We start from the raw sequence: 2,905 nt of genomic DNA on the forward strand, positions 1-2,905 counted from the left end.
TATTATAGTGAGAGAAATATCCCTATAGTTATTTGCTCAGATGATAACTATGCGATGAGTCTTGGTGCGCTAGTTAATTCCATTGTTCAGAATTCAAGTTCAAATCATAACTATGACATTGTCATACTTGATAATGGACTCAGCCAGCGTAATAAAGAACGTGTCAAAAATCTGGTGACGCATACTGCCAATATGAACGTCCGCTATTTCGATATAAATGCATTTAAGGAAATTAAAGATGCTTATATCAGACCACCTTTTACGGCTGCTACTTATTCCAGGCTTTTCATCCCAAAACTGTTTACAGACTTTGAAAAAGTACTTTTCATTGATACCGACACAGTAGTTGAGAGTGATCTCGCTGAACTCATCGAAACACCGTTAGGTGATAATCTGGTTGCTGCCGTACAAGATATTGTCATGGAGGGGTTTGTTAAATTTGGTAATATTGCGCGTTCAGACGCGGGTGTCCAGACGGCAGAGGAATATCTTAAAACCAGACTGGGAATGGCCGATACTGATAATTATTTCCAGGGAGGAATCATTGTCTTCAATATCGATCAAATGAACAAAGAGAGTATTTTCGAAAAATTGATGGCAGCCATGAAAGGGCAAAGCTACTGGTTCCTTGACCAGGATATAATGAACAAAGTCTTTTATGGCCGTGTTCACTTCTTGCCCATGGAATGGAATGTTTACCATGGTAATGGTCATACAGACGTATTTTATCCTAACCTGAAGTTCTCTACGTATATGAGATTTCTTAGCGCACGACGTAATCCTAAAATGATTCACTTTGCGGGTGAAAATAAACCCTGGAATACAGATAAAGTCGACTTTTATGACAATTTCATAAAAAATATTCAAGGTACGCCTTGGGAAAAAGAAGTCTATGACCGCCTGATTGATGCTGAAAATTCTGGCCAGTCGACGGCCATCGCGTTGCAACCGGTGTTATTACAAACAAGAATTAAAAATAAATTAATGCCGTACGTTAATCGCTTTGCTCCTGCGGGTTCAAAGCGAAGATCTGTGATTGCAAAATGTTATTATAAATTTCGTCGTGTCGTTATAGGTTAATAAGGTATAAATTATGACTAAGAAAAATATTCTCATTGTAGGTGCTGGTTTTTCTGGCGTCGTTATCGGGCGACAACTTGCTGAACAAGGTCATAAAGTTCGAATTATTGATAAAAGACCTCATATTGCAGGAAATTGCTTTGATGCTCGTGATGAGGATACTCAGGTCATGGTGCATACCTACGGACCTCATATATTTCATACAGATAACCAATCCGTATGGGAATTTATCCAGAAATATTCCGTGATGATGCCCTATGTCAACCGGGTTAAAGCAACATATAATGGTAAGGTGTATTCATTACCTATCAATCTCCATACCATAAACCAGTTTTTTGGCAAAACATGTTCTCCAAACGAAGCGCGCGCATTGATTGAGGAAAAGGGAGATAGCTCTATAACAGATCCTCAAACCTTCGAAGAACAGGCATTAAGGTTCGTTGGGAAAGAGTTGTATGAAGCTTTTTTCAAAGGCTATACCATTAAACAATGGGGAATGTCTCCGGCAGAGCTTCCGGCATCGATCTTAAAAAGATTACCGATACGATTTAATTACGATGATAATTATTTTAACCATAAATACCAGGGAATGCCCAAAGACGGGTATACCGAGATGGTTAAGAATATGGCTGAGCATCCGAACATAACTGTGGAGCTAGGAACCGAATTTAATTTCGATGAAAGGGCCAGTTATGATCATGTTTTTTATAGTGGTCCTTTAGACGCATTCTATCAATATCAATTTGGCCGGTTAGGTTATCGCACATTAGATTTTGAGAAATTCACCTTTAACGGCGATTATCAAGGATGTGCGGTGATGAACTACTGTGAACAAAATGTTCCTTATACCCGCATAACCGAGCATAAATATTTCTCCCCTTGGGAGTCGCATGAAGGATCGGTTTGTTATAAGGAATACAGTCGCAGTTGTGAGCCAGAGGATATCCCTTATTATCCAATCCGTCAGGTTGGTGAAATGGCTCTGCTGGACAAATATTTAACCCTTGCTAAAGCGGAAAAAAATATTACTTTTGTTGGTCGCTTAGGGACTTATCGATATCTGGATATGGATGTTACGATTGCGGAAGCCCTGAAAACCGCCGAAGTATATCTGAAATGTATCAATGAATCAGATGCTATGCCTGTATTCACGGTTGATGTTAGATGAATACGACAGCATTAATTGTCACTTTTAATCGGCTTGATAAGTTGAAAAAATGTTGGCTATCCACTTCGATGCTGCCTTTCGACAATATTGTTATAGTCAATAACTGTTCAACGGATGACACGGTTTCCTGGCTTGCAAGTATTGAAGAACCCCGGTTGACCGTTTTATCTTTGACTAAAAACACCGGCGGTGCCGGTGGTTTTAGAGCAGGGGCTGAGTATATTGGTGCTCATATAAACACCGAATGGGTGTTTATGTATGACGACGATGCCTATCCGGCTCCTGATTTGCTTCATAATTTTGGCGAGATCATGCTTGATGGCACATCGGCGCTAAGTTGTCGGGTCATTGATACTCATGGCATTAATTGCAAAATGAATATGCCGTTTGTCAAATTACCAAAAACGTTGTTAGACAATATTAAATATTTTCTCAATGCAAAAGACTATATCCCTGATAATGAGAGAGTTGAGCCATGTGTAACTCTTTCTTTTGTAGGTACGGTAATTCGTGCTGATGTTTTGAGTTCTGCATCGCAATATATACACGATGATCTTTTCTTGTATTATGATGATGTTTATTTTTCTCATCATCTGGTTCTTAATGGCCATAAGTTTCTCTATGTACCAAAATTAATCTTCACACATGATATTAGTA

The 2,905-nt window shown here is 39.0% G+C and carries 3 protein-coding genes; all 3 read left to right on the plus strand.

The genetic code is table 11. The annotated features are described in order from the left end of the window. The coding region (locus J1785_RS01915; RefSeq protein WP_217218682.1) for a glycosyltransferase family 8 protein at positions 1-1,080 on the plus strand (1,080 nt) is incomplete at its 5' end. Between the two features lie 13 nt (positions 1,081-1,093). Beyond that, entirely contained in the window at positions 1,094-2,248 is a 1,155-nt protein-coding gene (gene glf, locus J1785_RS01920; RefSeq protein ID WP_129952682.1) for a UDP-galactopyranose mutase, read from the plus strand. After that, the coding region (locus J1785_RS01925) for a glycosyltransferase (protein ID WP_217218683.1) at positions 2,245-2,905 on the plus strand (661 nt) is incomplete at its 3' end. The genes glf and J1785_RS01925, both read left to right, overlap by 4 nt.

The sequence above is a fragment of the Rahnella perminowiae genome, from assembly GCF_019049755.1.
Taxonomy (GTDB): domain Bacteria; phylum Pseudomonadota; class Gammaproteobacteria; order Enterobacterales; family Enterobacteriaceae; genus Rahnella; species Rahnella perminowiae.

Bases quoted from the DNA above. Each gene is read 5' to 3' on its own strand.
- glf (WP_129952682.1), top strand. From the start codon at position 1,094: ATGACTAAGAAAAATATTCTCATTGTAGGTGCTGGTTTTTCTGGCGTC.